The 23,023-nt window shown below is 59.2% G+C and carries 24 protein-coding genes and 3 tRNA genes; 12 read left to right on the top strand and 15 right to left on the bottom strand.

The genetic code is table 11. The annotated features are described in order from the left end of the window. Nucleotides 1-37: 37 nt before the first annotated feature. On the bottom strand, nt 38-700 hold the full coding sequence (locus ACR0ID_RS06650; protein WP_480604487.1) for a DNA-3-methyladenine glycosylase I: 663 nt from the start codon (nt 698-700) through the stop codon (nt 38-40). A gap of 418 nt (nt 701-1,118) precedes the next feature. Here ACR0ID_RS06650 and ACR0ID_RS06645 point away from each other — a divergent pair, with 418 nt between their 5' ends. The 5 genes from ACR0ID_RS06645 (at nt 1,119) to ACR0ID_RS06625 (ending at nt 6,556) form a co-directional block, all read left to right on the top strand. Continuing rightward, nucleotides 1,119-2,069 carry an ABC transporter substrate-binding protein gene (locus ACR0ID_RS06645; protein WP_209504562.1) on the top strand — a complete coding sequence of 317 codons (951 nt, stop codon included), beginning with the start codon at nt 1,119-1,121 and terminating at the stop codon, nt 2,067-2,069. A gap of 10 nt (nt 2,070-2,079) precedes the next feature. Continuing rightward, nucleotides 2,080-3,129 (top strand): quaternary amine ABC transporter ATP-binding protein, encoded by a 1,050-nt coding sequence (locus tag ACR0ID_RS06640; protein ID WP_480475875.1) that lies wholly within the window; start codon nt 2,080-2,082, stop codon nt 3,127-3,129. Further along, nucleotides 3,126-5,192, top strand: a complete 2,067-nt coding sequence (locus ACR0ID_RS06635) for an ABC transporter permease (protein WP_480554062.1) — start codon at nt 3,126-3,128, stop codon at nt 5,190-5,192. Before ACR0ID_RS06640 ends, ACR0ID_RS06635 begins: the two co-directional genes overlap by 4 nt. Nucleotides 5,193-5,298: 106 nt before the next feature. Beyond that, the gene (locus ACR0ID_RS06630) at nt 5,299-5,964 is read left to right on the top strand and encodes an NnrU family protein (RefSeq protein ID WP_480604485.1); all 666 of its coding nucleotides are present in this window, start codon (nt 5,299-5,301) and stop codon (nt 5,962-5,964) included. Between the two features lie 70 nt (nt 5,965-6,034). Further along, nucleotides 6,035-6,556, top strand: coding sequence for a DUF2478 domain-containing protein (locus tag ACR0ID_RS06625; RefSeq protein ID WP_480493779.1), 522 nt, complete (start codon nt 6,035-6,037; stop codon nt 6,554-6,556). A gap of 231 nt (nt 6,557-6,787) precedes the next feature. Here the strand turns inward: ACR0ID_RS06625 and ACR0ID_RS06620 are convergent. Continuing rightward, nucleotides 6,788-6,871 (bottom strand) — tRNA-Tyr (locus ACR0ID_RS06620). Nucleotides 6,872-6,987: 116 nt separating this feature from the next. Between ACR0ID_RS06620 and rlmB the strand changes: the two genes are divergently transcribed. The 3 genes from rlmB to ACR0ID_RS06605 all read left to right on the top strand — a co-directional run bounded on the left by rlmB (nt 6,988) and on the right by ACR0ID_RS06605 (nt 9,279). After that, nucleotides 6,988-7,758 (top strand): 23S rRNA (guanosine(2251)-2'-O)-methyltransferase RlmB, encoded by a 771-nt coding sequence (gene rlmB, locus ACR0ID_RS06615; RefSeq protein WP_480604483.1) that lies wholly within the window; start codon nt 6,988-6,990, stop codon nt 7,756-7,758. 395 nt (nt 7,759-8,153) lie between these two features. Further along, entirely contained in the window at nt 8,154-8,612 is a 459-nt protein-coding gene (locus tag ACR0ID_RS06610; protein ID WP_480604482.1) for a YHS domain-containing (seleno)protein, read from the top strand. A 196-nt stretch (nt 8,613-8,808) separates the two neighbouring features. After that, nucleotides 8,809-9,279 (top strand): CoA-binding protein, encoded by a 471-nt coding sequence (locus tag ACR0ID_RS06605; protein ID WP_480604480.1) that lies wholly within the window; start codon nt 8,809-8,811, stop codon nt 9,277-9,279. On the opposite strand, the gene ACR0ID_RS06600 is transcribed toward ACR0ID_RS06605, so the two are convergent. The 3 genes from ACR0ID_RS06600 to hisF all read right to left on the bottom strand — a co-directional run bounded on the left by ACR0ID_RS06600 (nt 9,276) and on the right by hisF (nt 10,993). Continuing rightward, a complete protein-coding gene (locus ACR0ID_RS06600; protein ID WP_480604478.1) occupies nt 9,276-9,848 on the bottom strand; it encodes a hypothetical protein in 573 nt (190 codons plus the stop codon). The two genes, ACR0ID_RS06605 and ACR0ID_RS06600, sit on opposite strands and share 4 nt — an antisense overlap. A gap of 69 nt (nt 9,849-9,917) precedes the next feature. Next, nucleotides 9,918-10,235: a phosphoribosyl-ATP diphosphatase gene (locus ACR0ID_RS06595; protein WP_480475891.1), complete on the bottom strand. Its 318-nt coding sequence runs from the start codon at nt 10,233-10,235 to the stop codon at nt 9,918-9,920. After that, nucleotides 10,232-10,993 carry an imidazole glycerol phosphate synthase subunit HisF gene (hisF, locus tag ACR0ID_RS06590; RefSeq protein ID WP_480476924.1) on the bottom strand — a complete coding sequence of 254 codons (762 nt, stop codon included), beginning with the start codon at nt 10,991-10,993 and terminating at the stop codon, nt 10,232-10,234. Before hisF ends, ACR0ID_RS06595 begins: the two co-directional genes overlap by 4 nt. 117 nt (nt 10,994-11,110) lie before the next feature. Between hisF and ACR0ID_RS06585 the strand changes: the two genes are divergently transcribed. Next, nucleotides 11,111-11,557 carry a DUF302 domain-containing protein gene (locus ACR0ID_RS06585; RefSeq protein WP_480493785.1) on the top strand — a complete coding sequence of 149 codons (447 nt, stop codon included), beginning with the start codon at nt 11,111-11,113 and terminating at the stop codon, nt 11,555-11,557. Nucleotides 11,558-11,561: 4 nt separating this feature from the next. Here the strand turns inward: ACR0ID_RS06585 and hisA are convergent, their stop codons facing one another. After that, the gene (gene hisA / locus ACR0ID_RS06580; protein ID WP_480604476.1) at nt 11,562-12,281 is read right to left on the bottom strand and encodes a 1-(5-phosphoribosyl)-5-[(5-phosphoribosylamino)methylideneamino]imidazole-4-carboxamide isomerase; all 720 of its coding nucleotides are present in this window, start codon (nt 12,279-12,281) and stop codon (nt 11,562-11,564) included. Nucleotides 12,282-12,415: 134 nt separating this feature from the next. Between hisA and ACR0ID_RS06575 the strand changes: the two genes are divergently transcribed. Continuing rightward, nucleotides 12,416-12,817 (top strand): DUF2147 domain-containing protein, encoded by a 402-nt coding sequence (locus tag ACR0ID_RS06575; protein WP_480481901.1) that lies wholly within the window; start codon nt 12,416-12,418, stop codon nt 12,815-12,817. Nucleotides 12,818-12,820: 3 nt separating this feature from the next. Here ACR0ID_RS06575 and hisH read toward each other — a convergent pair whose 3' ends face one another. Together hisH and hisB are read right to left on the bottom strand one after the other, a co-directional pair. Then, the gene (gene hisH / locus ACR0ID_RS06570; protein WP_480493787.1) at nt 12,821-13,459 is read right to left on the bottom strand and encodes an imidazole glycerol phosphate synthase subunit HisH; all 639 of its coding nucleotides are present in this window, start codon (nt 13,457-13,459) and stop codon (nt 12,821-12,823) included. Then, on the bottom strand, nt 13,460-14,047 hold the full coding sequence (hisB, locus tag ACR0ID_RS06565) for an imidazoleglycerol-phosphate dehydratase HisB (protein ID WP_480516258.1): 588 nt from the start codon (nt 14,045-14,047) through the stop codon (nt 13,460-13,462). A gap of 154 nt (nt 14,048-14,201) precedes the next feature. On the opposite strand from hisB, the gene ACR0ID_RS06560 reads away from it, so the two are divergent. Beyond that, nucleotides 14,202-14,441 carry an Lrp/AsnC family transcriptional regulator gene (locus ACR0ID_RS06560; RefSeq protein WP_480482339.1) on the top strand — a complete coding sequence of 80 codons (240 nt, stop codon included), beginning with the start codon at nt 14,202-14,204 and terminating at the stop codon, nt 14,439-14,441. Here the strand turns inward: ACR0ID_RS06560 and ACR0ID_RS06555 are convergent. The 3 genes from ACR0ID_RS06555 to ACR0ID_RS06545 form a co-directional block, all read right to left on the bottom strand. Next, complete coding sequence (locus ACR0ID_RS06555) at nt 14,438-15,298, bottom strand: GNAT family N-acetyltransferase (protein WP_480604474.1); 861 nt, start codon at nt 15,296-15,298, stop codon at nt 14,438-14,440. The genes ACR0ID_RS06560 and ACR0ID_RS06555 overlap by 4 nt on opposite strands. A gap of 81 nt (nt 15,299-15,379) precedes the next feature. Next, nucleotides 15,380-15,454 (bottom strand) — tRNA-Gly (locus ACR0ID_RS06550). A gap of 33 nt (nt 15,455-15,487) precedes the next feature. After that, nucleotides 15,488-15,562 (bottom strand) — tRNA-Gly (locus tag ACR0ID_RS06545). Nucleotides 15,563-15,712: 150 nt separating this feature from the next. Between ACR0ID_RS06545 and ACR0ID_RS06540 the strand changes: the two genes are divergently transcribed. Next, nucleotides 15,713-15,865 (top strand): hypothetical protein, encoded by a 153-nt coding sequence (locus ACR0ID_RS06540; protein WP_480475907.1) that lies wholly within the window; start codon nt 15,713-15,715, stop codon nt 15,863-15,865. A 15-nt stretch (nt 15,866-15,880) separates the two neighbouring features. Here ACR0ID_RS06540 and ACR0ID_RS06535 read toward each other — a convergent pair whose 3' ends face one another. The 4 genes from ACR0ID_RS06535 to ACR0ID_RS06520 all read right to left on the bottom strand — a co-directional run bounded on the left by ACR0ID_RS06535 (nt 15,881) and on the right by ACR0ID_RS06520 (nt 22,898). Then, nucleotides 15,881-16,264: an MAPEG family protein gene (locus tag ACR0ID_RS06535; protein ID WP_480516262.1), complete on the bottom strand. Its 384-nt coding sequence runs from the start codon at nt 16,262-16,264 to the stop codon at nt 15,881-15,883. A gap of 78 nt (nt 16,265-16,342) precedes the next feature. Then, nucleotides 16,343-19,780, bottom strand: coding sequence for a pyruvate carboxylase (locus ACR0ID_RS06530; protein ID WP_480604471.1), 3,438 nt, complete (start codon nt 19,778-19,780; stop codon nt 16,343-16,345). A gap of 154 nt (nt 19,781-19,934) precedes the next feature. Continuing rightward, nucleotides 19,935-21,062: an alpha-hydroxy acid oxidase gene (locus ACR0ID_RS06525; RefSeq protein WP_480604469.1), complete on the bottom strand. Its 1,128-nt coding sequence runs from the start codon at nt 21,060-21,062 to the stop codon at nt 19,935-19,937. Nucleotides 21,063-21,101: 39 nt separating this feature from the next. Beyond that, entirely contained in the window at nt 21,102-22,898 is a 1,797-nt protein-coding gene (locus tag ACR0ID_RS06520; protein WP_480604467.1) for a sensor domain-containing diguanylate cyclase, read from the bottom strand. Nucleotides 22,899-23,023 lie beyond the last annotated feature (125 nt).

The raw sequence follows: 23,023 nt of genomic DNA, 5'->3' as shown, positions 1-23,023 counted from the left end.
GAATCTTATTCCGCTGCGGGTATTCCGCAAACCGTTTTCACAGACTCATGGCCAGAACCCGGCTGATTTCCGTAAGTGATCGCCCGGACTGACCCATCCATGTATTAAAGGCGTTCTGAACCGCCTCCATCGCTTTCTTCGAGGTGGCAGGCTTGTCGATCACACCTTCAGCAATCAGCCGGGCGGTGACATCCTGAGACAGAATGAAACTGTCCCGCCCGGCAAACCGCATTGCGTACTGCGCCGAAGCGCCGCCCAGTCGGGCCCCGCGTTTTGCCAGCATTGCCAGAAGGTTGACGTAGTCATCAGATGGCCAGCCGCCTAACACTTTACCCGCGCCGCCTTCCTCACGCAGTTCAAGCAAGAATGCAGCGTTATCCCGTACAGCCGCGATCTTGGTTCCATTCCTTACGATGCGCGTATCCTGCAAAAGGGTGTCAAACTTCTCATCATCCATGAACGCGCATCGCCCCACGTCGAACCCGTTAAAGGCTGATTCGAACCCGTCCCATTTGTTTTCGATGACTTTCCAGTTGAAGCCAGCCTGAAAGATGCATTTCGTGATGACCGACAGCCAGCGATCCTCGGGCATCGCTGCCAGTTCCGCGGGGGTTTTCGGTTTGCTCAGTTTTGCGTCCAGTGCTTCTGGACCGCCGTGGCGCGCGACTGCGATTTCAAAGATTTCGTCAAACGTTCGCATCTGTCTAACCTTGATGTTGCCCGACTATAAATGTTTATCTTTTGTTCTTGTTTGGCAATGAAAAATCTGACCGTGTCCAGATTTGAGGCAGCCCAACGAATAACTGGATTCGCAGAAAAATGCGGATTTTCGAAAGAAGTTCTCGACAAAAGGTGGCAAAATGTTTTCTGATTGACTCGTCAGTCAACGTCCCGTCTTAGCGAAATGGAACAAGGGTAAGCCGGGTTGGATGCGTAAAGGGAGCCGGGAGGGGGGAACAATCTGGCAGAAAGATCTTTTCCACAATTTGGAAACGGATCACTGTTCTTTTCCAGCCAAATTTGTGCATGCTGCGGCATGGCATTGTCATCAGACAGAAAGACCGGCGGGAAAATCCTTGCCGGGATGGGCAAAACAAATATGACAGGGAGTTAAGTCCATGAAAAAACTAAGTGTAAGCCTAATGGCTCTGAGCGTTGCAGGCGCAGCGCAGGCGGCGGATATGGGTGCCGTGGATGAACCGATCAAATTGGCGATCAACGAATGGACCGGCCAGCATGTCACCACGCATGTGGCGGGAGAGATGCTCAAGGCTGCCGGGTACAACGTCGAATATGTGACCGCGGGCATGATGAACCAGTTCCAGGCGCTGGCCGATGGCGACATCGACGCGACACTGGAAATCTGGTCTTCCAACGTTTCCGATGAATACGCCAAGAAAATCGGTGAAGGCACTGTGGTTGAAATCGGTGATCTGGGTCTGGATGCCAAGGAAGGCATCGCATACCCGGCCCATGTGGCCGATCTGTGCCCGGGCCTGCCCGCATGGGAAGCGCTGAAAGATTGCGCTCAGGTCTTTGCGACGGCGGAAACTCTGCCCGGTGGTCGTCTGGTCGACTACCCGGCCGATTGGGGTACTCCGGGCGCCGATCGCATGACCGGTTTGGAATTGCCGTTCAAAGCCGTACCAGCAGGGTCCGAAGGGGCGCTGATCGCGGAATTGCGCGCCTCGACCGAACGCAAATCGCCGCTGCTGATCACTTTCTGGCAGCCGCATTGGGCGATGTCGGCCTATGACGTTCAGTTCGTCGAACTGCCTGCCGGTGAAGAAGCGTGCTTCAGTGATCCGGCCTGGGGCCCGAACCCGAACGCTGTCAATGACTGCGACTTCTCGCCCTCGCGCATCTTCAAGGCCGGCTGGAGCGGTATGGAAGAGAAATGGCCAGCAGCCTTTGAAATCCTGACCAATTATCAGCTGGCGGTTGAAGATCAGCAGCCGATGATGGGCGCGATCGACGTTGACGGCGGAAAGGTCGAAGAAGTTGTCGCCGCTTGGATGGCCGAAAACGAAGGCAAGTGGCGTCCGGTTGTTGACGCGGCAACCCAGTGAGCCCGCGTAAGTGACGGACACGACTATGCCAGCCATCGCCTGCCGGAATCTCTGGCAGGTGTTTGGCCCCGGCGCTGACAAAGCCCTGACCGACGCGCTGTCTCGGTCAGGGAATGACGCCGACAAGGCTGCCGCCGCCCTTCGGGAACAGGGGCTGATCCCCGCCGTTCAGGATGCCAATTTCGAGGTTCAGGAAGGTGAACTTTTCGTCATCATGGGCCTGTCGGGCTCGGGCAAATCCACGCTGATCCGCTGCATCTCGCAGCTGCTGCCCGGTACGGGCGGCGAGATTCGGGTGGATGGCGAAAACGTCATCGGAGCCTCGAAGAAGGCCCTGACCGAGTTGCGCCGCAAAAAACTGGGCATGGTGTTCCAGCATTTCGGCCTGTTCCCGCATATGACCGTTTCTGAAAACGTGGCCTATCCGCTGCGCGTGCAGGGTGTGGGCAAGAAGGAACGGCTGGCGCGCGCGCAGGAGGTGATCTCCCTGGTCGGTCTGGAAGGGCGCGAAGACAGCTTTCCGCGCCAGCTTTCAGGTGGCCAGCGCCAGCGTGTGGGCATTGCCCGCAGCCTCGCCGTAAATCCCGATATCTGGTTTCTGGATGAACCGTTCTCGGCCCTCGACCCATTGATCCGCCGCCAGTTGCAGGATGAATTCCTTCGCATTCAGGCGACGCTGAAGAAATCTATCGTCTTTATCACCCATGACATTCAAGAGGCGCTGAAGCTGGCCGACCGCATTGCCATCATGCGCGACGGCAAGATTGTTCAGATCGGAACGCCCACTGATATCGTGTTGCGCCCGGTGGATGATTACGTGCGCGAATTCTCGAAGGATGTCGCCAAAGGTCAGCACGCCAAGGTCGCCTCGGTCATGCGGAGCGAGGCGGAATGTGGCCCGGATGATCCCGGCCTCACCACCTCGATGACGCTGGACGCAGCCCTTGCGCATTGCATGGAGCTGTATGAACCCGTGCCCGTGCGGGATGAGGCGGGCAATGTCGTTGGCACGGTGCATCCGTCCGATCTGGCCGCAGCTCTTCAGGTGGACGAGACATGACCGCCATAACCGACCTCCCGACACGGCGCAGTGCGCAGTTGACGGCAGGTGCGAAGGCCGCCCTGATAACTGTTATCGTCGGTGCAGTTTGCCTTGCGCTCGAGGGTATCGCCCCGTGGCTGGTCAAGTGGCCCGCCGCGTGGGAACTGCCTGCAACCCAATGGGTTGGCGCGTTTCTGGACTGGTTTCTGAACCTGATCAAACCGGCAATGCGGCTGTTTTCGGACCTGATGACCCACCCAATGAACTGGGCGAATTTCGTGCTGGGCAAAACGCCATGGCCCATTCTGATCGGGATCGTGACCGCGTTGGGCTGGTATCTGGGCGGCTTGTCCATGGCCGCACTTGGCTTTCTGGGCCTCAGCTTTGTTTTGGCCTCGGGCTATTGGGCCGAAAGCATGAATACGCTGGCGCTTGTCGCCGTGTCTGTCCCTGTGGCGCTGGTCATTGGGGGCGGCATCGGCATCCTCGCCAACGAAGTGCCAAAGGTGAAATCCTTTGTGCAGGCCGTGCTGGACATCATGCAGACGGTGCCAACCTTTGCCTATCTGACACCGCTGCTGCTGCTGTTTGGATTTGGTCCTGTTGTTGGTCTGATTGCTTCGGCCATCTATGCCGCACCGCCAATGGCGCGCAATGTCATGCTGGGATTGGAACGGGTAGAGCCCGAAATCAAAGAGGCGGCCATCATGTCTGGCGGCACTCGGTTCCAGCAGCTGTTCCAGGTCGAAATCCCTGCCGCCACCACTCAGATTATGGTCGGTGTGAACCAATGTCTGATGGCCGCATTGTCGATGGTTATCATCGCCGCCGTCATCGGTGGGTTCAACGATATCGGCTGGGAGGTTCTGCTGACCATGCGCAAAGCGCAGTTCGGCGAATCGCTGATGGCGGGTCTGGTTATCGTGGTCTTTGCCGTGGTGATCGACCGGATGAGCGGTACTTTGGCGACCGAGCGTAAACGCTATGACAGCCGCGTTGTCTGGGCGATGCTGGGTTTTGCTGTTGTCTTCACCGCCGCCTTCTGGGCGTGGTTGCCAAATCCTGCGGAATTGACCCTGCTGGACCCGATGGCCGAGGTCGTGGACAGCGGCCTGACCGCGTTCACGCAGGCCAACGGCCAGTGGCTGGACGCCCTCAAGAACAACTCATTGTTCTATGTACTGCTACCGCTTCGGATCGGGTTGGATCAGGCGGTGCTGCCCTTCACATGGGGTTTCCAGTGGACGTCGAGCATGAGCTATGGCCTGTTCGCGGCCGGTGCCGGAATTGCGCTTTTGATGGCGTGGCGCGGGCGGCTGACTGGCGGGCTGGTCGTTCTGATCTTGATCGGAATGCTGGAAACCGGCATCGCGAACCTGCCGTGGCCCTTTGTCCTGACCGGCGCTGCCGCGCTGGGCTGGGTCGCCGGGGGCTGGCGTCTGGCCGCGCTCTGCGTGGGGCTGCTCTGCACCATCCTCGTCTCGGGCCTGTGGGAAAGGGCGCTGCTGTCGCTCTATCTTAGTGGTGCAGCGGTGTTTACCTGCGCTTTGGCAGGGGGGCTGATCGGTCTTGCCAGCGCGGTATGGCAGCCTGTGTGGAACGTGGTTCGCCCGATCTGCGACATGTTGCAGACGATCCCCCTGTTCGTGTTCCTGATCCCGGTGCTGATGGTGTTCCAGATTGGTGAGTTCTCGGCCTTTCTGGCGATCTGTGCCTATGCGATTGTCCCGATGATCCGCTACACGCGGCACGGGCTGGTCAATACACCGGATGAGATGATGGAGGCCGCAATTTCAAGCGGTGCGACCGAGTGGCAGATCATGCGCGATGTGCGGGCGCCTTATGCGGCCCCGACCATCCTTCTGGGGCTGAACCAGACCATCCTTTACGCCTTCGCCATGCTGGTCATCGCGGCACTGATCGGGACCACCGGTCTGGGCCAGTCGATCTATCTGGCGCTGGGTCAGGCGGATGTAGGATTGGGCATATCTGCCGGGGCCGCGATGGCGATTCTGGCACTGATCGCAGACCGCATCGTGCAGGGCTTTGCCGAAGAACGCCGCGCGGCGCTTGGGCTGTAATACAGGGCAGGGACGGTGCGTCCGCCCCTGTGACCCAACTTGATTTCGGGCAAGGACGTCGCTGTCCTCCCAATCTAGACCGACCCCAACACGTTTGGAGAAAATCATGACCGGTTGGGGCCTGTTCCTTGCAGCACTCATCGTTTTCCTGCTCAGCCATGCAATTCCTGTACGGCCCACCGTGCGGGGCTGGCTGATCGGCACGCTCGGCCGCCGGGGGTATTTCGCGGCCTATTCACTTCTGTCTTTGGCCGTGCTGGCCTGGCTGATTGTTGCCGCTGCAAACGCCCCCTATGTCGAGGTCATTCCGCCGTTCGCAGTCTTGCGCTGGTCGCCGATACTGATCATGCCCGTGGTGTGCTGGCTGGCTGTGACCGGGCTTGCGATCCAGAACCCGTTTTCTTTCGGAGGGATGGGCAACAGGTCCTTTGACCCCGAACACCCCGGTATTCTGCGCACCACCCGCCACCCGATCCTTGCCGCGCTACTGTTGTGGTCCTTGGCGCATCTTCTGGCCAATGGAAGCCTGTCACATGTGATTCTGTTCGGCCTGTTTGCCGGATTTTCTGTTATGGGCATGGACCTGATCGACAGGCGTAAATCGCGTGAGATGGGCTTTGAATGGGTCCGGTTGTCCCGAAATACGTCGCGGTTCTCACTCCGCTCACCGCGACCCTGGCCACGCCCCTGGGTCTGGCTGACCGCACTGGCCGCTTATGCGGTTCTTCTTCACCTGCACGCACCTGTGATTGGTCTGTCGCCGCTTCCTTGACTGGGGGAGTGGTCGGGCATCGCCTTGCGTGCTATTTGAAACGTCACAATCGAATTACAAGAGGTCCAAGATGCATCTGGCCTATGTCACCACCACCGACCGCGGCGCGACGGATCGCCTGCTCAGTGCTGTTGCTGAACGTCTTCTGGCGTCCGGCGCGAAACTGGCCGGTGTCGTGCAAACAAACACGGAATGCGCCGACAGCAGCAAATGCGATATGGACGTGCGCGTGCTGCCTAATGGCGAAACCATCCGTATCTCGCAATCACTGGGCACCCAGTCCCGCGGCTGCCGTCTGGACCCCGCAGCGCTGGAACAGGCGGTTGGGTATGTGACCGCCTCGCTTGCGAACGCGCCGGACCTGCTGATTATCAACAAATTCGGTAAACATGAGTCTGATGGGCGGGGGTTCCGCCCGGTGATCGGCGAAGCGCTGGCGCTGGAAATTCCGGTGCTGGTCGGCGTGAACGGGCTGAACGCCGAAAAGTTCAACGCCTTCGCCGAAGGCGCGGCCGAGGAGTTGCCTGCGGACTTGGACGAAATCGTGCGTTGGTTCAACCGCATAGCTCAGATGCGCCCGGCTGCGGAATAGGTGGGCAATCGACCGGCGTGTTGATCTGAACGTCATGACATGCGGTGGCGAAGACCACGCGGAACCCTTCGTCCACGATCCAGTCGCGTTAGCCCCGGGTTAAGATCTGTAAAACTGATCAGGTCTGTCGCATCTGAGAATGGTGGCAGACCAAAAGCAATAACGCAGCTGCCAGATTACAGAGCAGTGCGGACTACACGTCCTGACCATCTTCGAAATACATTGGAAAGATGGTGGGCGACCCTGGAATCGAACCAGGCGTGCGTCTCCGCGAGGGAGTTACAGTCCCCTGCCACACCTTGCGGCCTGTCGCCCACTGTCAGGCGTTGCACCTGACGTGGAGGCGTGATTACTAGCGCACCAAAGGAGCGTCAACAGGAAAATTTCCCTTTGGCGCAGGAAACCGAATTCCCGGCCCGGAGGCCCTTGAAATGAAGAAACCCAAATGGGTCGTCGAAAAGGAACAGGCGCGCAAAGCTGCTGCTGCGGAAACAGTCTGGCTGTTTGGCCTGCACGCCGTTCGCGATGCGCTGATGAACCCAAAACGGCAAAAATTACGCCTGATGGTGACGCGGAATGCGTGTGACAAACTGGCGGAAGCTATTGAATTTGCGGGGATCGAGGCCGAGATGGTCGACCCGCGCAAGTTTTCTGCGCCCATTGATGCCGGATCCGTGCATCAGGGCGCAGCGCTGGAGGTCAAGCCGTTGGAATGGGGCAGTCTGGCAGATAACTGCATCGGTCGCGAAAACCCTCGCGTCATTCTGCTGGACCGGGTCACCGACCCGCACAATGTCGGGGCGATTCTGCGCTCGGCCGAAGTTCTGGGGGCCAGTGCTGTGATCGGCACACGCCACCATTCCGCGCCCGAGACCGGAGCACTGGCAAAAACCGCCAGCGGCGCGCTTGAGCGGCAGCCCTATCTGCGGGTGCGCAACCTTTCGGACGCGATTGTCGAGCTTCAGGGCATGGGCTTTCTGGTTCTTGGGCTGGACGGAGAAGCCGACGTGACAATCGAAGGCGCTTTGGGCACTGGCCGGAACCGTCCCGTCGCGCTTGTGCTGGGCGCGGAAGGTCCAGGATTGCGGCAGAAAACAAAGGAAACCGTGGATCAGTTGGCTAAAATTGACGCAGCCGGGGGATTTGGTTCGCTGAACGTCTCAAATGCCGCGGCAATCGCCTTATATGCATCGCGACCCTGAAAAAAGGAGAGCGTCATTCCCGGCCCTGCCAAAATCGCGACCTGCTGCTATTGCGGCACCCGGGCTGCCTTGATCCTGAAAGGCAAGGAACGGCAAGAGCTTAGCTGTTCCAGCTGTGGGGCACCGTTGCACGACCTGAAGATGTTGCCCGCTCGGAAAGTACTCAAACCCGAACCGGTGCGCGTAGCTGTGTCTCATGCCGCCCCGCGGAAAACAAAGCGCAAAAAGAGGAAGAAGACCATGCTTGCGCGCGTGTTCGACGAAGCATGGGACGTGATCGAAGACATCTTTGACTAGGTTTCAACTGGCGAACACTCGTTCACATCCGCGTCAACAGGGGTTCCGAAAAACGCGAAAAGTTGCATCTTGATGGTCTTGAATGTGCAGATTCCCATATGACGATGCTGAACCGACGTACTCTTCTTTGCTCGCTGAGCACTGTGCTGCTTGCCCCTGCCGTATTTGCGCAGGACAAACCCGTGTATTACGCCACTGATGGTGTGGCGTTGGCGGGGTATGATCCCGTGTCATATTTTGGCAGCGATGCGCCCTCAAAAGGGGTGCCCGAAAATGCGGTCATGTGGAAAGGTGCCCGGTGGCATTTCAAATCGCAGACAAATCGTGAGCTCTTCGAGGGCAATCCGCGCGCCTTTGCGCCGCAGTTCGGAGGCTATTGCTCGTACGGGATGGCGATGGGCGTGCTGAAAAGCACAGATCCCAAGGCGTGGCAGGTGGTCGATGGGCGCCTTTACCTGACGCATTCGCCCGAGGTCGAGGAAATCTGGGAGCAGGATCGGGCAGGGTACATTGCGATGGCCGAGGAAAATTGGCCCGCAATTCTCTACGGAAGATAGGTAAAGTTCAGCTAATTGTGAAAAGTCATCACAAAAATGCGCTGCCCCTCTTTTTTTTAATAGATCCATGCTTAAATGTCACAGTGACCGCGGAACGGAACTGCCGCGGGTCATTTCACTGTCCCTCGTTCCAACAACTGGCGCCCAAGCTTTCTTGGGCGCTTTTTTCTTTTTGGAACGCTGTTAAGGATAGGGCATGCCAGATTATTCCGATCAGTACCTCAAGGCCATTTTGCAACGCACCAAGACGGTGGCCGTTGTCGGCGTTTCCATGAACCCGGTGCGACCCAGCTATTACGTGGCGCGCTATTTGTCGCTGAAAGGGTTCAGGGTGATTCCCGTCAATCCGGGCCACGCGGGCAATGACCTGTTTGGTCAGACAGTTTGCGGCAGCCTGTCAGAAATTTCCGAGCCTGTGGACATGGTGGACATTTTCCGGCGGTCCGAGGCCGTGCCACCTATTGTGGACGAGGCGCTGGATGCGTTTCCGTCGCTCGGTACGATCTGGATGCAGATTGGTGTGGAACACCCTGAAGCGGCTGCAAAGGCCAAGGCCCGTGGGGTCGATGTGGTGATGAACCGCTGCCCCAAAATTGAATATCAGCGCCTGTTTGGCGAATTGCGCATGGGTGGATTTTCGACCGGGATCATTTCGTCCAAGCTTTAGGGTTTGGCGGGGACGTAAGGTTTCAGGCGGGCGACCTGTTCCTTCCGCCGCTTTTCCAGCACCACGTCGCGCGGGACCCAGTCATACCGGGTATCCTCGACCAGCGGAGACCAGAACAACACGCCGCCATAACGCCACGGGTCCAATACTACGCCATCATACAGCGTCGCGCCTTTACGGCTGATGATTGCGGTGCTGTGGTCGATCCGCGTCGGGTTTTCCGCGTTTGCGATGGCACGGTGCAGATCCAGCGTCCGGAAGTTTTCCTGTTTCAGCCGCCGTTCGATATCCTCGGCCCAGTGCCAGCACAGCCCACGCGGGCGCAGCCCCTTGTTGACCTTCATATTATGGATCAGGGGCGGGTCTGTGATCTGGTATTCCTCGACCAGCTGGGCGGTATAGGCGTAAGCAATTCCCGCTGCGCGTCGGGCCTCCTCGGGGTCGATATCCGGGCCAAGGCCCTGAATCTCCGAGGCGAGCCGCTGCACCTCATCCCCGGTCGAGCGCGGCGGCGAGGTGCAGCCAGCCACGATGGCAAGGGTTGCCACAAGCATCAAAACTCGGATCATATCGCGCCTTCAGCCTGACAGTCTGGCATCCGATTATAACGGCACAGGCGACGGTGCGGAACCCGGGCCTTACCCTTTGGGGCGGGCAGCCTTTTCGGCGATACCACTGGTGCCCTGACGGCGGTCCAGCTCGGCCAGAACATCATCCAGCGCCACGTCCCGCGCGGCCAGCATGACCAGAAGGTGATACAACACGTCCGCCGCTTCCGAGGTCAGCTTAACCTGATCCCCTTTTACGGCTTCGATGATGGCCTCTATGGCCTCTTCACCAAATTTCTCGGCGCATTTCTCAGGGCCTTTCGCAAGTAGCTTGGCCGTCCAGCTGCTGTCGGGATCAGCCCCCTTGCGTGCCTCGATCGTGGCGGCCAGATCGTGCAAGATGCTCATGTCAACCTCATGGGGATGCCAGCTGCGACCATATGTTCCTTGGCCTCGCGGATGGTGTATTCGCCGAAATGGAAAATCGATGCCGCCAATACGGCGCTTGCGCCGCCCTTGGTGACGCCCTCGACCAGATGGTCCAGAGTGCCAACACCGCCCGAGGCGATCACGGGCACATCTACCGCGTCGGAAATGGCGCGGGTCAGCGGCAGGTTGAACCCGGATTTGGTGCCGTCGCGGTCCATTGAGGTCAGCAGGATTTCACCGGCCCCCTTGGCGACCACGGCTCTTGCAAAGGCAACCGCATCAATGCCGGTGGGTTTGCGCCCGCCATGGGTAAAGATTTCCCACTTGCCGGGGCTGACGGTCTTGGCGTCGATGGCGCAGACAATGCATTGACTGCCGAACTGATCTGCCGCTTCGGCAATCACGTCCGGGTTGGCAACCGCGGCCGAGTTGAAGCTGACCTTGTCCGCCCCCGCCAGCAGCAAGGCGCGCACATCGTCTTTTGTTCGCACCCCACCGCCCACGGTCAGCGGCACGAAACACTGTTCCGCCGTGCGCTGTACCACATCGAACATGGTGCCGCGATTCTCATGGGTCGCGTGAATGTCGAGAAAGCAGATCTCGTCCGCTCCGGCTGCATCATAGGCTTTGGCCGATTCCACCGGGTCGCCCGCATCGCGCAGGCCCACGAAATTCACGCCTTTGACCACACGGCCATCAGCAACATCAAGGCAGGGAATGATCCGGGTTTTCAGCATAGGATATCCTTTACGGGCGCACCTCTAGCGGCAAAGCCTTGCCGATGCCAGACTTGTGATTGTGAGCGGTCTCAAATCTGTGAGAATTGGGGTGAATTTCACAGAAGGAATATCGATATGCGTAGACTGATTCTGGCTTATGTTTTTTCGTTCGGAGGCGCGCTGACCGCTATGGCAGATGATCTGATCAAGGTTCAAACCGACAAATCCGTGGCCGAGGCGCTGGACGCGCTTGAAGCTGCCGTCGGAAATGCAGGCGCAACCGTGTTTGCCCGCATCGACCACGCGGCCGGGGCGGAAAAGATCGGCACGCCCATTCCCGCCAATCAGGTACTGATTTTCGGCAACCCTGCGCTGGGTACGCCAGCCATGCAGATCGACCCGCGTGCCGGGCTGTTTCTGCCTCTCAAGGTGCAGGCTTACGAAGACGCCAATGGCCAGGTGTGGCTGATCTATGAAGACCCGAAAGAGACATTGGACGACCTGAACGATGTCGACAAATCACCGGTCATCGAAAAGATGCGCGGTGCGCTGGCCAAGCTGACCGCCGCAGCCGCGCAATAACCGATCACGACAGGGCGCGGATGGCCTCGGCCAGGTCAATCGCGCCATCATAAAGCGCCCGACCCGAAATCGCGCCGTTCAGCGCAACGCCACAATCGCGCAGGGCGATCAGGTCGTCCAGCGAACTGACACCGCCTGAGGCGATCACCGGGATGGAAACGGCCTGTGCCAGGGCAGCGGTCGCTTCGATGTTCGGGCCCTGCATGGCACCGTCGCGATTGATATCGGTGTAGATGATTGCCGCAACGCCTGCGTCTTCGAAACTACGGGCCAGATCGGTGACCTGAACGTCGGTCTCTTCGGCCCAGCCCTTGGTGGCCACCATGCCGTTGCGTGCGTCGATTCCGACGGCGACCTTGCCGGGAAAGGCTTTGGCTGCTTCGCGCACCAGACCGGGGTTTTCGACAGCGACAGTGCCCAAGATGACCCGCGCAAGCCCCTTTTCGATCCATGTTTCGATCGTGGCCATGTCGCGGATGCCACCACCCAGTTGCGCAGGCACCTTGCACGCTTTCAGAATTGCCTCAACCGGTGCTGCGTTGACCGGCTCGCCTGCGAATGCGCCGTTCAGGTCGACCAGATGCAACCATTCGCACCCCGCCTCGACAAAGGCACGGGCCTGAGCGGCCGGGTCTTCGTTGAACACGGTGGCCTTGTCCATTTCACCACGCAGCAGGCGTACGGCCTGGCCGTCTTTAAGGTCGATGGCGGGGTAGAGGATCATGTCAGGCGGCCCTATATCACTGTTACACGCGCGGGATATCGCACAAGCAGGGCAGGGGATGCAACGCGACGCTGGGTCATTCTTGCCCGCCGCCCATTAGCGGGTCAGACTGCCCACAAAACAGGGAGAAAATCATGAAGACTTTTACTCTTTCAGCGGGCCTGATGCTGCTTGCTACAGCTGCATTTGCGGACGATCCGGTTGACGGCCTGTGGAAAACCGCGCCGGGCGACACGGGTGGCTATCTGCATGTGACGATTTCCGAATGCGGCAGTGCGATCTGCGGCACCATCGACAGCGCGTTCGACGCGGATGGCAACCAGCAGCTGGAATATGAGAACCTTGGCAAAAAGATCATCTGGGACATGGTCCCCGAAGGGGGCGGCAGCTATGACAGCGGTAAGATCTGGGCCCCCGACCGGGACAAAACCTACAACTCGAAAATGTCTCTGGACGGCCAGAATGCGCTGACCGTCAAGGGCTGTGTGGCGGGCGGCCTGATCTGCCGCGGGCAAACCTGGACGCGGGTTCAGTAAGCCTCAGGGCTTCCAGGTCAGGAAGTTGCCCAGCATACGCAGGCCAACATCCTGGCTTTTCTCGGGGTGAAACTGCATCCCAACCATCGTGTCGCGGCCAATCACGGCCGTGACGTCCTGCCCGTATTCCACATAAGCCAATCGCTGCGCCGGGTTGCTTACACGGAAGTGGTAGGAATGGACGAAATAGGTGTGATCGCCTGATTTCACCCCGGCAAAGATCGGGTGATCGCTTTCCAGAACCAGATCGTTCCAGCCCATATGCGGCACTTTCAGCGCGGCATCTGACGGTTCGATCCGAACAACATCACCTGCCACCCAGCCCAGACCATCGGTCTCGGTGTATTCATGGCCTTTGGTTGCCATCAGCTGCATACCAACACAAATACCCAGAAACGGACGGCCCTTCTGTTCGACCGCTTCGACCATCGCGTCATAAATACCCTTATGGCCGCGCAGCTCGGCGGCACAGGCCGGGAAAGCGCCATCTCCGGGCAGAACCAGTCGGTCCGCACGCGCAACCACATCCGCGTCAGAGGTGACGACAACGTCACCAGCGCCGACCTCTTGCGCCATGCGCTGAAACGCCTTTTCCGCTGAATGCAGATTGCCGCTTTCATAGTCGATGATGGCTGTCAGCATTTACAGCGCGCCCTTGGTCGACGGAATCGCATCCGCCTTGCGCGGATCGGTCTCAACCGCATCACGCAACGCGCGCGCGACAGCCTTGAACGCAGCCTCGGCGATGTGGTGGCTGTTGAAGCCGTGCAACTGGTCAATATGCAGGGTAATGCCGCCATGGGTGCTGAGCGCCTGAAAAAACTCGCGCACCAGTTCCGTGTCGAACGTACCGATCTTTTGCGTCGGCAGATCGACAGTCCAGATCAGGAACGGACGGCCCGACAGGTCCAGCGCACAGCGCACCTGAGCGTCATCCATCGGCAGATGGCATTCGCCATAGCGCCGGATGCCCTTCTTGTCGCCCAGGGCCTGTGTCAAAGCCTGACCCAGGGCGATGCCGGTATCCTCGACCGTGTGGTGATCGTCGATGTGATAGTCACCCTTGGCGCGGATTGTCATATCAATCAACGAGTGGCGCGCCAGCTGGTCCAACATATGGTCAAAAAACCCGACGCCGGTCTGATTGTCATAGGTGCCGGTGCCATCCAAATTGACCTCGACCGAAATTTCGGTTTCGGCGGTCTTGCGGCTGATCGAAGCGGTGCGCATGGGCGAATTCCTTTTGCTACAGGCGCGCTTATAGACGGGGTGGGGCCGGTTGATCCAGACCATGCGTTGCAATCGCTGCAAACTGTTGCAAGGGATTGCACCCGGCCCGGCACCATGTCAGCTTGCAGACAACACGAACCAACAGGGCCACGCCATGTCCACCTGCGTATTCATCCAGATCCGCTGCAAACCCGGCACCACCTACAAGGTCGCCGAGGAAATCGCGCTGCGCGAAATACACTCAGAGCTTTATTCCACTAGTGGTGAGTTTGATCTGATGCTCAAGCTCTACATCCCCGAAACCGAGGATGTAGGCCATTTCATCAACGAACACCTGCTGGTGATTCCCAATATCGAACGCTCGCTGACGACGATGACGTTCAAGGCGTTTTAACCCAACTCAAACGTTGTCACGCCATAGATGCGGCTCAGGTCGATATCCGGCTGATCGCCGGAATACATCCGGGCCGTTTCGAACACTTTCGCAAGGCCCAGCCTGTCGGCCAGTGCAAAGGCGGCACTGTTGGGTTGTGGCATGTCGATGAACACCTCTTGCCCGCTTTGATCTTCGGGCAGAGCTTTTAATACGCTTGCAAGCAGTGCTTCGGCAATGTCGGCGCGGTCCGCAAACAGCGGCCCGACCTTGTATCCGGTCCGACAGGGGCGCAGCGTGGCATAGCCTTTGATCTGCCCGTCTTCGGTAAACACGCGGGACACATGGCCGCTTGCGCTCAGCCAACCATGCAGGAACGCATCGCGCCGGGCGGGGAAAAGCTGACGATCATAGTCCCTTAACGCATCTGAAACGGTGCTCAGCACATCAACACCAGCGGTCGGTGCCAGCGCGCCTAGGATATCTGCAACCCGCCCTGAAAAGCGGTAGTTGTTATAGGCAAAGGTGAACCCGGATTTCCGGTAGTTGTCCTGCTGCTCGACCACGCCATCCAGACCCATGTTGCGCCCGGCACAGTGGGCCAGCGCGTGCTGCGCAATCTCAAGCCCGTGGCCATGGTGTCTGTATTCTGGCTTGACGATGTAGAAACCCAAAAAGGCAAAATCATCGTCGTAGTTCGCCGCCGAGACAGACGCGATCAATTCGCCATCCAGAAAACCTCCCAAGAACCCATCGGGATCAGTTGTACGAAAGCACTCGGCATCGTGACGACCCGGATTCCACCCCTCGCGCCCGGCCCAATCCACAGCCTCCTGCAACTCATCAGCGGACAAGGGGCGGATAACATAATCAGACATGCGAACATCCCGTGTTGCGAATTGCATTCAGAATGCCGCAACCGGGGCAGAAGAACCAGCATGTTTGGAAGGTTTGGTATCTGGAGCGGGCGAGGCGATTCGAACGCCCGACCCTAACCTTGGCAAGGTTATGCTCTACCCCTGAGCTACGCCCGCATCAGATACATATGTGGTCCGAAGACCTCTCAATGGAGCGGGCGAGGCGATTCGAACGCCCGACCCTAACCTTGGCAAGGTTATGCTCTACCCCTGAGCTACGCCCGCGCCGTTGAGTGAGGAGGGATGTATAAATTCCCACGCGGGGCTGCAAGCGGAAAAACACAAAAAGCGGGAAAAATCTTTTCGACGGAATCCGGCCCGTGATCCGTTCAACCCGTAATGCAAATCAGTAAAACACAGGCAGGAGGTGCCGTCATGATATCCGTTGCAGACCTGAAGATCGTGACACTTGCCGCGATGATTCTGATCGGCGCTGCCATCCTGAAGCCGGACCTGCATGAACATGATCAGTTCACACCGGTTCTGCTGGGTGCACCGCAGATCGAAACAACCGTTCTGGCAGGGTAACACCCGCCAGACGGCCTAAAGCGCCAGAATCAGGTTTGCGAAGGCCGCCCCCAGAATGGCGAGGAACGTCAGGCTCATGCCGGCCTGCCGCAGGATGACGATCTGCGGCGTTCGCCCAAATCCGTACGCGTGCAAAAGACGCCCCGCCAGTAACATCAGCCCCAGCAGATGGACCAATATTCCGGCCGCGCCCTGAAGCTCAACCATGGCAATCAGCAACAGGGAAATCGGGGCGTATTCGGCGCAGTTCGAGTGTGTCCGTATCGCCTTGATCATCAGCTTGCTGCCACCATCCCCGACCGAGATCTTATCGCTGCGTCGTTGCAGGATCACCTTGACGCTGAGTGCGACGTAGAGAAGTGCGACCAAGGCCGCATAGATCGGGGTGATTGCAAGCATAATGGGTCTCCGCTCAATCATAGAAAAAGGCCGTGCGGTCTCCCACACGGCCTGACGAACATTAGGTTGTTTTCCGTCTTATTCCAGTTCGATCAGAAGGTCCTTTGCGTCAATCTGGCCGCCGGGCTGGATATGCACGGCTTTGACTGTCGCATCACGCTCGGCATGGATACCGGTTTCCATCTTCATTGCCTCGATGGTCAGCAGCATGTCGCCTTCCTTGACCTGCTGGCCTGCGGTGACGGTAACCGTGGCCACAACACCCGGCATCGGCGCACCGACATGATCGGGGTTGCCGACCTCGGCCTTTGGGCGCGCCTGTGTGGTTGATGTGACCATCCGGTTCGGCACCCGGATCACACGCGGCTGGCCGTTGAGTTCGAAGAACACCTTGACCTCGCCTTTTTCATCCGTCTCGCCGATGGCCTGACACCGGATTTCCAGCGTCTTGCCGGGGTCGATCTCGGCCGTGATCTCTTCGCCGGGCTCCATACCGTAAAAGAAGGTGCGCGTGGGAAGGGTACGGACCGGGCCGTAAATCCGGTGACGGCCCATGTAATCCAGAAACACCTTGGGATACATCAGGTACCCGTTCAGATCCTCGTCATCGACCTCTTTGCCTTCCAACTGCTTGGACAGCTCGGCGCGGGTGGCTTCAAGATCGACGGCAGGCACGTCCTTGCCGGGACGATGGGTGTTGGGGGCCTCGTCCTTCAGCACCTTCTTGATGATGGTGTTCGGGAATCCTCCCGGAGGCTGACCCAGATTGCCGCGCATCATGTCGACGACCGAGTCGGGAAAGGCCACATCCGTCGCCGGATCCTCGACCTGCTCGCGGGTCAGGCCCTGACTGACCATCATCAGGGCCATGTCGCCAACAACTTTCGACGACGGCGTTACCTTTACGATATCGCCGAACATCTGGTTCACATCGGCGTACATCTGCGCGACCTCGTGCCAGCGCTCTTCCAGACCCAGACTGCGCGCCTGCGCCTTGAGGTTGGTGAACTGACCGCCCGGCATCTCGTGCAGATACACCTCGGACGCCGGGGCCTGCAGGCTCGATTCGAAGGCCGCATATTGACCGCGCACGGCCTCGAAGTAATCGCTGATCTCGCGGATCGCCTTGATGTCCAGCCCGGTGTCGCGGTCGGTGTGGCGCAGGGCCTCGACCACGGTGCCCAGCGTCGCCTGGGAGGTGTTGCCGCTGAAGCTGTCCATTGCGCAATCCACCGCGTCCACACCCGCCTCAGAGGCGGCAAGGATGGTGGCGCTGGCGATGCCGGCCGTGTCATGGGTGTGGAAGTGGATCGGCAACCCAACCTCTTCCTTCAGAGCCCGGATCAGAATCTTGGCCGAGGCCGGTTTCAACAGGCCCGCCATATCCTTCAGACCCAGAATATGCGCGCCTGCGTCGCGCAGTTCCTTGGCCATGCCGACATAGTATTTCAGGTTATATTTGGCGCGATCAGGATCCAGAATATCGCCGGTATAACAAACGGTGCCCTCGCAGATCTTGCCATTGTCGATAACAGCATCCATCGCAACACGCATGTTCTCGACCCAGTTCAGCGAGTCGAAGACGCGGAAGACATCAATGTTTTTCGATGCCTGGCGCACGAATTCCTGCACCACGTTGTCGGGGTAATTGGTGTAACCAACCCCGTTCGCACCCCGCAGCAGCATCTGCGTCATCAGGTTCGGCATTGCCTCACGCAGGTCGCGCAGACGCTGCCATGGGCATTCCTGCAGGAAGCGGTAGGCCACGTCGAACGTCGCACCGCCCCAGCACTCGACCGAGAACAGCTGCGGCAGGTTCGCGGCATAGGTTGGCGCCACCTTGATCATGTCGATCGACCGCATCCGGGTCGCCAGCAGCGACTGGTGTCCGTCGCGCATAGTGGTGTCGGTGATCAGCAGCTGCCGCTGCGCTTTCATCCAGTCCGCCACGGCCTGCGGGCCTTTCTGCTCCAGCAGGTTGCGCGTGCCCATCCGCGGCTCAGCCTTCGGCGCGGGGGGCTTGGCGACTTTCAGGTCGGCACGAGGTTCGGGGCGGCCCTTGGTTTCGGGATGACCATTGACAGTGATATCGGCGATATAGGTCAGAACCTTGGTGCCTCGGTCGCGGCGGCGTTTGAAGGCAAACAGATCCGGCGTCGTGTCGATGAATTTGGTGGTGTATTCATTCGACAGGAAGGTTGGGTGCTTCAGCAGGTTGATAACGAAATCGATATTGGTGCTGACGCCGCGAATACGGAACTCGCGCAGGGCGCGGTCCATCCGGCTGATCGCCTTCTCAGGTGTCGGCGCCCAGGCAGTGACCTTTGTCAGCAGCGAGTCGTAATACCGCGTAATCACCCCGCCCGCATAGGCCGTGCCGCCATCCAGACGAATGCCCATGCCCGTGGCCGAGCGGTAGGCGGTGATACGCCCGTAGTCGGGGATGAAGTTGTTCTGCGGGTCTTCTGTGGTGATCCGTGTCTGCAGCGCGTGACCGTTCAGATGCACCTCTGCCTGACTGGCGGCACCGGTGGCTTCGGCCAACGTTTTGCCCTCGGCGATCAGGATCTGCGCTTGAACGATATCGATGCCGGTGACCTCTTCGGTGACCGTGTGTTCGACCTGTACGCGCGGGTTTACCTCGATGAAGTAGAACTTGCCCGTCTCCATATCCATCAGGAACTCGACAGTGCCTGCGCATTCGTAATTCACATGGGCACAGATCTTGCGGCCCAGTTCGCAAATCTCGGCGCGCTGATCTTCGGACAGGTAAGGGGCAGGGGCACGTTCGACGACCTTCTGGTTCCGGCGCTGGACCGAGCAGTCGCGTTCGTACAGATGATAAATCTCACCATGCTTGTCGCCCAGGATCTGCACCTCGACATGGCGGGCACGGATGATCATCTTTTCCAGATAGCCTTCGCCATTGCCAAAGGCGGCCTCAGCCTCGCGGCGGCCTTCCAGAACCTTTTCTTCCAGCTCATCCTCCGACTGGATCGGGCGCATCCCGCGCCCGCCGCCGCCCCAGGACGCCTTGAGCATCAGCGGGTATCCGATCTCGGCGGCCTCCTTGCGGATCGCGTCCATGTCATCACCCAGAACTTCGGTGGCCGGAATGACAGGCACACCGGCCGCGATGGCTACGCGCCGCGCGCTGGCCTTGTCACCCAGTGCACGCATGGTCTCGGCCCGGGGGCCGATGAAGGTGATGCCGTTTTTGACACAGGCATCCACGAAATCCGGGTTTTCGGACAGCAGGCCATAGCCCGGATGGATCGCATCCGCGCCGCAGTGTTTGGCCACGCGGATGATCTCGTCAATCGACAGATACGCCGCGACCGGACCCATGCCCTCGCCAATCTGATAGGCCTCATCCGCCTTGAACCGGTGCAGGCCCAGTTTGTCTTCTTCAGCGTAAACAGCGACGGTGCGTTTGCCCATCTCGTTTGCTGCGCGCATGACGCGGATGGCAATCTCGCCGCGATTGGCGATCAGGATCTTGTTGAAGTCTGTCATATCAGGTCCCGGTCTTTGGTGTTTGGGCGTCTTATTGGGCGGAGAATACGCACAGGTACATCCGTTCTTCTGGGTAGAACCGGCATGTTATCGCTCGCAAACGCCCTTTGGCCTCGGCACACTTATAGGGATGCCGCGTTGCAGCATCAATAATTTAGCGTTTCGTCTCAAACTGACATAAATCGGCCAGTCCCATCTGACCCATATTCGCGTGCAGATCCTGCCTCAGGATATCGGTCACATGCGCGGGGCCTTTTGCGCCAAGTGCCGCAAGACCGTACAAAAAAGCACGCCCCAGCATGACAAAGTCCGCGCCCAGCGATAGTGCACGCAGGATATCCAGCCCGCCTTCGACACCGCTGTCGAAAATCAGCGGCAGGCGGGTCGCGTTCCGGATCGCGGGAAGAACCTCGATGCTGGCCGGGGCCGCATCAAACTGTCTGCCCCCGTGATTCGACACCCACAGGGCGTCCACACCCACCTGTTCCAGCCTGTCTGCATCCTCGGGGCGCAGGATGCCTTTCACGACAAACGGCCCTTCCCAATGATCGCGCAGCCATTTGACGTAATCCAGATCCGGCGAGGTCCGCAGCAGGTATCCGACATGGGCCGTCGGCGGCAAATCACCAGGGTCATCGATATATTTGTCCAGAGTGCGCATGTGCGGAACACCGCTGCGCAGCATACCCAAAGCCCAGGCGGGTCTTTGGGCGATCTGTACCAGCAGGCGCGGTGTCAGTTTCGGCGGCTGCCGCAGGCCCGAGCGTGTTTGCCGCTCCCTGCGCGAGGCGACAGGGACGTCAGCGGTCAGAACCAGGGTTCGAAATCCGGCCCCGCGCGCCCGGTTCAGCATGTCCATGCGAATTTCTGGGTCCCTTGGTGGATACAGCTGGAACCACGCGGTCTCTCCCAGATAGGGGGCCAGGTCTTCTGGGCTCTGACTGGCCACCGTTGATAGCGAATAGGGAATGCCTGCCTTGGCGGCGGCCTGTGCCAGCAACCGCTCCGCATCAGGCCAGACCAGACCGGACATCCCGATCGGTGCAATACCGAAGGGCAAAGGACAGGTGCCGCCCAAGATTTTCACCGACGTATCGAATTCAAGTTCCCCATGCAGGATCGAGGGGCTCAGGCGGACATCATCCAGCGCCTTTCGATTGCGATGCCGCGTCGTTTCAATCCCGGTGCCACTGTCGATATATTCCCACACGAAGTGCGGCAGCCGACGGCGTGCGCGGCGTTTCAGATCGGGAATGCCGGGATAGGTACTGTGCAGGTCCATAAGGATTGATCCGACCTGCGGGGCGATTCGGCAAGGTTTTCAAGCGGCTTCCGGCGATGGGCGTTTACCCGTTGCAGGAACGCGCCTTGCCTGCTCCAGCGCCCCGGCGGCGACGTGAACCTGATTGCGCCCCTTGTCCTTGGCGACATACAGCGCATCATCCGCGGCACGCATCAAATCCTGCGGCATGGTGCCGTGGGCGGGGTAATGCGCGACCCCGACCGAGATTGTGATACGGGGCAGGGCCTTTTCACCATAGCGGACAATGACCGCCTCGACCGACTGGCGCAACTGCTCGGCACGGGTCATGGCATCTTCGGGGCTGTTGTCGGGCAGAATCAGCATGAATTCCTCGCCGCCGATGCGGCAGGCGATCTCGTCCCGGTCGCAACCCTGTTCCAGCGCCGCGCCGACCGCGCGCAACACCATGTCTCCGGCGTCATGACCGTGCGTGTCGTTGAATTTCTTGAAGTGGTCCACGTCCACGGCAATCAGGCTCAGCGCTGCGCCGGTCTGCTGGCTGCGGCTGATGGCCTTGCGCAATGTCTCGGTCATGTGGCGGCGGTTGAACAGCCCGGTCAGCGGGTCGCGCACCGACTGGTCATGCAGTTGATCGCGCATACGGATATTGGCGATTGCCATGCTGATCTGTTCGGCGCACAGCTGCGCCAGTTTGCGGCTTTTATGGAAACAGGCCTCTCGCCCCTCCGCCGCGCGCAGATGCAACAGGCCAACGGTTTCCCCGTGGGCCAGAATGGGAAAACAGAAATAGGGCCGTCCGTCATGCGGTTCGGCATGTTCGCAGACAAAATCGATCTCTGAGGCACCGAACTCATAAGTCCGACCGCGCCTCAAACCCCAGCATCCTTCCGGATGGATATGAGATTTATGCGTTCCCCCGTTCCAGCTGGCACATCCGTCCAGCACATCGCGCGAGTTGGAATAGACGTACACGCTTCCCTCGGCCTCGGGCAGGATATGGGTCATAAAGCGCGCCACCATGTCAAAAAGCTCATCCAGTGAGCGGCTTGATTGCAGCCATTCGTTCAACTCGCCCAGCAGGCGCACCTCACGCGCCAGGCGAAGCTGCTCTCCCATCAGTTCGCGTTCTTTCACGGCCCGTTTGCGCAAATCACGCATCTGGCGGCGGTTGGTGCGGTGGACAATCAGTATGACAGTGGTCAGTGCTAGCAGCGCGACACCGCTAAGAAACACCAACGACCAACGCACACGGGTAATGAACAGGGTCCTGAGATCGGTGATGTCCGAATAGAACTCGATAGCGCCCAGGAATACGCCATCCACGGTGATCGGCGTATAGACTTCTGCCACATGGCGGCTGCCCGGGCCGGTTCGCTTGGCGGGGTCGTTGTCAAATGAATCAACCTCTGTCGCGGGCTTTTCTTCGTGGTTGTAGTAGACCCTTCCGGCGGCGACGACCGACTGGAAGTAAGGTTTTGTATTCACGGCCCCAATATCGTTTGCCCGGGTCGACCAGAACACCTGACCGGATGCGTCAAACAGCTTGAACCGATAAATATCCGAGGTTTCGGGCAACAGCATCAGGAATTCCGCGTCATGCTCGTTCAACTCATGGAACCGAAACGTTGCATCCAGATTGTTCAGATGGCTTTCGACCTGACGGCTTAACCGCTTGGCGTCTTTTCGCAGGTCCGATTCCAACATGCGGTCTACAACCGGGGCAGGGGTCGCATAAATCCCCCATCCCGCTGCCGCTGTCAGCGCGATCAGAATCAAGGTCACACCCACAAGTTTCAGACGTGACGACCCGCCCTCCAGTTCCGTCGCTTCCATCTGTTCCACTCCCGCAGCCATGGAACCAGCATCCGGGTCAGGACTTGACAGAGGGTTAACAGCCCTACAGGGCAGCGGCATCTTTGTTTAGAATTGAATGCAAAAAGACGTGAAAAATCCCCGCGAACAAGCCGTGAACAAACTCT

This window comes from Ruegeria sp. AL2, from assembly GCF_056540845.1.
This window is presented reverse-complemented; position numbering and strand designations above follow the sequence as displayed.